The sequence below is a fragment of the Defluviitoga sp. genome (assembly GCF_035349255.1).
Lineage (GTDB): Bacteria > Thermotogota > Thermotogae > Petrotogales > Petrotogaceae > Defluviitoga.
This window is the reverse complement of sequence record NZ_DAOPSE010000050.1, coordinates 1-6,572: the sequence shown is the minus strand read 5'-3', so window position 1 is coordinate 6,572 and position 6,572 is coordinate 1. Positions and strand designations below refer to the sequence as shown.

The window sequence follows — 6,572 nt, the reverse complement described above, 5'->3', positions numbered from 1 at the left end:
ATACTTTCATTGGATTCATAGTACAATTCTCGTATGTTTCTTAAAGATTGTACAACGAGTCCTCTAACATATTGAGGAATATCACCAAAGTTGTCTCTTAATTCATCATAAATCTCTTTAACTTCTTGCTCTCTTTTTAATCTGTGCAAAGCTGACAGTTTAATAGATAAAAGTAGATAATACAAACTACCTTTTCGTAGTTTTGAAATGTTTCTTTCTATAGTCTCAAGGACTTCATCATACTTATTATCCCAAAATAATTTCAATATTTCTATATACTCTATTGTTTCATTGTTTAAAGAAATTGATTCAAGATAGTTCATGAATGGCCTTCCAAACTGTCCGTAAGTTGATAACTTGGTAACTAATTTTAAAAGCATTTGAATTATCTCCTTATGAATACCTGTTTTTGTTGTACAATTGTCATTTAAAAATAACATAATATTTACTTTTGTTCCAATGTTAACGAGTGAATATACAGTTACTTTTTTATCTTTAAACTATTGTATCATAACCCTTATCAAAAAAGGGAAAGCGAAAACAGAGTATAAAACACGATAAAAAACATCGAAATTAAAGTTTACATAAGCTTTTTTGAGCCAATCTCTGAAAATATATTCCAATCTATATTTGAGCTCGGTAAAAATATCACTTGTTTATCATATGGAAAAGTGTATGATAAAAATAGTGAATGGTCTTTTGAGTTTGTAAGAAAAAAGTGAAAAAGTTTGTTGTTATTTTATTGATAGGGGTATTGTTATTAGGAGGCATTGGTTTTGGAGGAGATGAAGAAATAATATCAAGTTTAGAATCAATAAATCCTGAAAAAATTGTAAGCTATGCTGAGGAAAGTTGGTAAGTGTATATTTTAAACTTTTAAAAAGTATTGTGAAAAGGATTAAAAATATGAGAAATGTTTGGTAAGTTGGGAATGTATTATTAAAGGGAAGGATTATTAGCTGGCATATATTAATCCTACAGGAAAATAAAATTGAAAGCGAGAGGAGGTGCAGAAAGATGATGAAAAAAGTTATGATTGTACTATTTTTAGTTGTCATACTTAGTTTTTCGATCACCATCTATGCTGGATGGGAAATTACCAGCCATTCAACTACTCAAGAAACTAAATACGCTTCATCTCCAAGTGCTACTAACCGAAATCCCAATCAAGACTTATATATAACTGCAACATTTAGTAGGTCTGTGTCTAAGAATGTTACTATAAGCACATCAGGTGGATTCACAAGTGTAGTGGAAGCTCACATAGGATATTCTAATGGACAAACTATTACAGATACGGTTTCTTCATCCGTTAATCTTCCTCCATTACGTAGTGTTGATTGGTATGTTGATTGGCGGATAAACAAACATATGGGCTCCGCTCAATATCGTGGCATTTTTGGAAATATAACCGATACAGGTTCATGGTCTGCTACAGTTCCTTTATATCCAATACTTAGTGGTTACGTTTACTATTGACTTATCAAATCTTTCTACTTGTAATATTCGAAAGGGTGGAAGAGAGTAAATTTTCTCTTCTTCTCACTCGAATTTATAACTTTTTTATTCAGTCAATCAAAAATTAATGTTAAAAAATTGTTCTTTTCCAAAAATAGTAGGTAGAAAAAATAAAATATGAGCAATGCACAAAAAGTAACAAATTTATATCATCTAAAGAACTAAATTAAAAAAATTAAGGAAATACCAAACGGAAAAAGAACTGCTAAAATTTTTTGAATATATACTGAATACAACGAGCCCACAATAAACAACATAGATAAGACTCTTGGATAAAAGAGTAAGATTTCTCAAAAAATCGAATATTTATTCTTACAAACTCTAAAGAATCTAACTAAGAGAAGAAAATAAATTTTTTCGAACCTTGAAAATTTTATGATTCTTGATTAAATATCATGCGAGAAGGTGATTAAAGTGAAAAGCATTACAAAAGTTAAAACAAAATTTGTTTTATTAGTATTATTCTCTATCATTTGGTGTAATTTTTTGTTTGCAGAAGAAAAAGGGAATGTTGTTTTTAATCTTTCACCAACTGTTTCTTTTACAACAGATAAACTAATACCAGTTACAGATGCATTTTCTTTAGGAGATTATAAATTTTACATATATTCAAAACCTAACAACGTTTTAATTGAATCCTATATAGAGATTTACTCTGTTATACAACCTAATAAATTTGCAACGCACGATATTATACATATATTTCCTAGAAAAGAATATCAAGATTATGAAATAAGTAATTTAATCTTTGTTAGGCAAAGAGACGCCGCTTCGGAAGAAAAAAGCCTTATTCAATCAAATGAAATTTCAAACTTCATTGTTGGCTACTCAGAAAAAATAAAAGAGATAGTATTTTTTTCTTTAGAAGGTGATTTAGTTAATACTATAGATGTTGGAATAAACTCTAAAAATGATCTATTACTATCCACAGCTTATGATTCTTCAAATGGGGATTTTTGGGTCGTAGATAAAAAGGAAGATGAAATTAAACTTATGGATATAACTGGAGAAATCATTTTATCATTTCCAGCAACTGAAAAAATTAACATATAAGGAATAAGTACTGCACAATTTGAGGAAGCAATAACCTCGGAAGAAGGAGATTTATATATCAGAGATTCTTCAAACAGAATTTACCAATACAAAACAGATGGATTTCTAAATACTATTTTGTTAGAAGAATTAAAAGGTAATAAGATCCATAGTTTTGCAATTGATTCCTTAGAAAATATATTCATAGTATATCATTCCGTATCAGATAATAAACTTAAAATATCTGTCATTGTTCAAAATGAAGAAGGAAAATATTCAACTAAAGCAATTAGTGAAGAACCTTTCGTTGAAGAACCAATAAAATTGTTAGCTTACAGAGGATTTTTAATATTGGTAACGAAAGAAAATTACCAAATATATGAAATTTTACCAATAATAAAAAAACTACAAAATTAAAGATTTAATCGGAGTTCAATAATTTATCTTACAAGTTTAAACTATTAATTTAGATCAAACAAAATCAATGCAAGTTTTCAGACATGAAAGCTTGCTTATATGAGGAGATGTCATTATGAAAAACAAGTTTGGTTTGATCGGTATTTTTATTATTTTATCTTTCAGTATATTCGCTGTTGATTTAGAGCTCGATGAAAATTTTATCGTTAATTATTGTGGAGTCTATTACCAAATTTTGAATATAGAGAGCGAAAGTAGCCAGACTTTTTTGTTATTGGAAAACAAAGCAGTTGCTCTATTAGATGCAAAAGGAAATATTAAAGGAGTTATTGACTTGCAAACTGATGAAATAATTCATCCTCTAACTAAATTAACTCCACGTCTTATAAATCAAGAAGACTACACAAAACTTTTATATATTGGAGGATTAAGTTACTCTAATGGAGCACTGTACGTAGCTTATTCTAACATCATTAAAATGTATGATACTAATGGAAAGTTCCTTAATAAAATAGAATTAAACGAATCAATGATGTTGAGCGACATAGCCATTTTAGATTCACAAATATACGTCTTAGATTATATCAAAGGAATTTTCAAAATAGTGGGAAAGGAAGCTGTAAAAATATACCCCGAGTCAGTTGAATCATCAAATTTTATTCAATATACTAATTTAGAAATAATTGATAACAGTCTATACGTATATTATATGGAAGACAAAGAAGATCAAAACGGTACAACAAGTTTTAGAGGTGTTTATAAATTATCAGCACAAGATAACAAATATGTAGAAGAAAAGGGAGTCGAATTAGGGCAAGATTCAATAATAAACAGTTCTTTTATTAACTTTGAAAATAACTTGATTTTGTCGAAAGGTGAAACTGAAATATACATTTTTGATAAAGATTTAAATATAAAATTATACATTAATAGTTCAGAATTCTTTTACTATCCGAAATTTGATGCATTAAAGGAAGAAAATGGAACTAAGGGATATATTGTAATTTACAACCAAGGAGAATTGAAAAGATATTTTTTTGATCTTGCTATTCCTCACAAAGTTGTGAGGTGGAATATTGAATAATTATATTTTTGCTGATATTTTCTAATGTTTCTGTAATTATTTGTTATGTAAAACTCTGATAGTTTAAAAAACACGATTTTAGCTTGTGCATTTACCTTTTTATTTATAAGAAATACTATTAAAGGCGGAAAGTAATCCAGGTAAATGCACATTTTTAAGAAGTTTTCTTTGAAAGATGCTATTGCATAAAGAAGGTGAAAAATATACGTGCTTAGAAAAGTTTCAACAATATTGTTTATTATAATAAATTTAACTATTTCAGCTAATGTGTACAATAACATAGAAAAAATTTCCCAAACAATTGATACCTACAATAAAAAAATTATAGAAAATCAATTAAATACTCAAATTAGTGAACGAGATAATATCAAATTTAATATTCTTCCTTCAATAGGATTGATTATTAACCAAGATAGTTATAATATAAATTTTTCAAATGATTTGAGGAATATACTGTTTATCGGTAAAATGAAGCAAGAAAAAGAAAAAGAGATAATGAAAACAAAATTTCAAAAAATAGATATAGAAAAAGAACAGATAATATCTATTTTTTCTTCCATTCTAAATTATATGTATCTAAAAAATATTGTTAATCTTTATGAAGATAATTATTATCATTTTGATAAACGAGAAAAAGAGATAGAAAAAGAGTATAAAAACAAACAAATAGACTACAACAGTTATCTAGACAACAAAATAATAATTTCACAATATAAAGCTGATTATAATAATATCAAAAATTTGTTTGAGTTAAACAAGAAACAATTCGACCTTTTAGTAAGTCAAAGTGAAGAAGTTGAAAATATATCAAATTTCATTTTTGAAGAATATATTGAATTCTTTTTAAATACATACTATACTTCAGAGTATTTAGAAAAATTTGTTCGAAAAACACAAAATATTAACGAATTTTATTTTATTACTTTATCTCCAAAATACTATACAAATATTCCAACAATTTCAAACACTTTATCTTATGAAAATACTTATGATCAAGAATATCCAAATTTATCATACACACTTAGGATCGGCAACCAATTTGAATTAAACAATACATTTTCTTTAAAGCCTGAAGTTACTATATCTTACACTGATTCTTTTAATTTTACTTTAGGAGTATTTTTTGAAACTACATCTTCTTCTTTCAAAGCTACAGAAACGGAAGATTTAAATTTGTTAGTTATCGAACAAAATGATAATAATTTAATGTATATTTATAATATTTGGAATGGTATTAATTATTTAAACGCTTCCCTTGAAGTTCTTTCAATGAAATTAGAACAATTAAAATATTTAGTATCTTCTTATCCAGATAATCTACAAATAATTTTAGAATTTTTAACTTTATTTTCTTCTTTTCAAAATACAAAAGCAAACTTAGTTTTCAACTGTTTTCTTTTCGAAAGTGAGATTAAAACAGTAGAAAAAAAATATGAACTAATAAAAAATAGTTCTTTTTAAATTTAAATATAATCGGTTTTGAAGGTAGCAGTATTAAAAGATGGAAAGATAATAGACGAAAGGACACGCAGCGAATTAATAAAAAGCTTTCCTGTTTACAAAGAAATCACTGAAAGTCAGTTGGTAGTGTAAATAGGGGAATTATATTTATTACTTTTAATTTTCAAACTCTCTTTTACTAACATTAAGTACAATTATTCCAACAATTTCTCCTTTTTCGTACCTTTTTATTACATCATTTTTAGTAAGTTCAAAATCGTCTGCATGACTTGGTTATTTGAAAATTATGTATAATAAGCCTCTTTAGTATAAGAGGTTCATATTCGCGAGTAAGGAACTTCTCTTAAAATCGAAATTAAGTCTAATATCTTTTTTATTTCTATTTTTCCTATATTTTTGGTCTAATTTCCAAATTGCTTTTGTGCTCAACTAAACATCTTTAACGTTTCAACAAGTTTCTCTCTTTCTTTTTCTTCAAAAACATAGAACGAAATTGCTGAGGGTCTCCTTTTTAACGAGTATTCTTCACAAATACAGTGAAGCATACGAAAACGATCCTGTTAATAAAGGATTTATCCTTATGGCTGATGCAAGAGGAAAAAAGAATGAAGGAAATTATGTAGAAGCAACTCAGTTAAATATTCAAGCATTTAAGATATTGAAGGATGTACCTCATCCATCTGGGGTAGTTCAAGCTTTAAATAACATAAGTTGGTGGTTAAAAGATGTAGATAAAAGTATCGCTTTAAACTTTAGCTTTCCATTAGGATTTTACCTTGGTTATTATTTTGACGATGATAACTTTAATGTTTTCAATTCACTTGATACTATCTTTCAAGTGCAAAAAGAAAACAACGATCCAATGATGTATGAAACAGCTTTTATTTTCTCCAAAGTGTTTTCAAAATTGGATTATGAAAATAGACAAATAATATGGAAAGATTATACAAACACAATTTATGAAGTTAGACGCTTTGTAATTAATATTAAAAAAGGTAATCACAAAAACACAAAGGCATTAAGAAATTTCATAAAACAAGAAATAGAAAAAGAACAAGTT

General features: G+C 26.9%; 6 protein-coding genes and 2 pseudogenes. 7 read left to right on the top strand and 1 reads right to left on the bottom strand.

Annotated features, from left to right (window positions below):
- A pseudogene (locus PKN74_RS07600) lies at positions 1 to 380 on the bottom strand (hypothetical protein); the annotation flags it as partial.
- 338 nt (positions 381 to 718) lie between these two features.
- Here PKN74_RS07600 and PKN74_RS07595 point away from each other — a divergent pair.
- From PKN74_RS07595 to PKN74_RS07565, 7 genes and pseudogenes are all read left to right on the top strand, one after another.
- Positions 719 to 859, top strand: a complete 141-nt coding sequence (locus PKN74_RS07595) for a hypothetical protein (RefSeq protein WP_171820580.1) — start codon at positions 719 to 721, stop codon at positions 857 to 859.
- 158 nt (positions 860 to 1,017) lie between these two features.
- Entirely contained in the window at positions 1,018 to 1,479 is a 462-nt protein-coding gene (locus PKN74_RS07590) for a hypothetical protein (protein ID WP_464233952.1), read from the top strand.
- 453 nt (positions 1,480 to 1,932) lie between these two features.
- Positions 1,933 to 2,571: a hypothetical protein gene (locus PKN74_RS07585; protein ID WP_045087584.1), complete on the top strand. Its 639-nt coding sequence runs from the start codon at positions 1,933 to 1,935 to the stop codon at positions 2,569 to 2,571.
- 117 nt (positions 2,572 to 2,688) lie between these two features.
- A complete protein-coding gene (locus PKN74_RS07580; RefSeq protein WP_045087583.1) occupies positions 2,689 to 2,967 on the top strand; it encodes a hypothetical protein in 279 nt (92 codons plus the stop codon).
- A gap of 115 nt (positions 2,968 to 3,082) precedes the next feature.
- Positions 3,083 to 4,051, top strand: coding sequence for a hypothetical protein (locus PKN74_RS07575; protein WP_045087582.1), 969 nt, complete (start codon positions 3,083 to 3,085; stop codon positions 4,049 to 4,051).
- Between the two features lie 207 nt (positions 4,052 to 4,258).
- Positions 4,259 to 5,512, top strand: a complete 1,254-nt coding sequence (locus PKN74_RS07570) for a hypothetical protein (RefSeq protein WP_045087581.1) — start codon at positions 4,259 to 4,261, stop codon at positions 5,510 to 5,512.
- Positions 5,513 to 6,092: 580 nt separating this feature from the next.
- Positions 6,093 to 6,572: pseudogene (locus PKN74_RS07565) on the top strand (hypothetical protein); the annotation flags it as partial.

What these genes read in the sequence shown, in the direction of transcription:
- PKN74_RS07590 (WP_464233952.1), top strand. Translation starts at nt 1,018, where the DNA reads ATGATGAAAAAAGTTATGATTGTACTATTTTTAGTTGTCATACTTAGT.
- PKN74_RS07575 (WP_045087582.1), top strand. Translation starts at nt 3,083, where the DNA reads ATGAAAAACAAGTTTGGTTTGATCGGTATTTTTATTATTTTATCTTTC.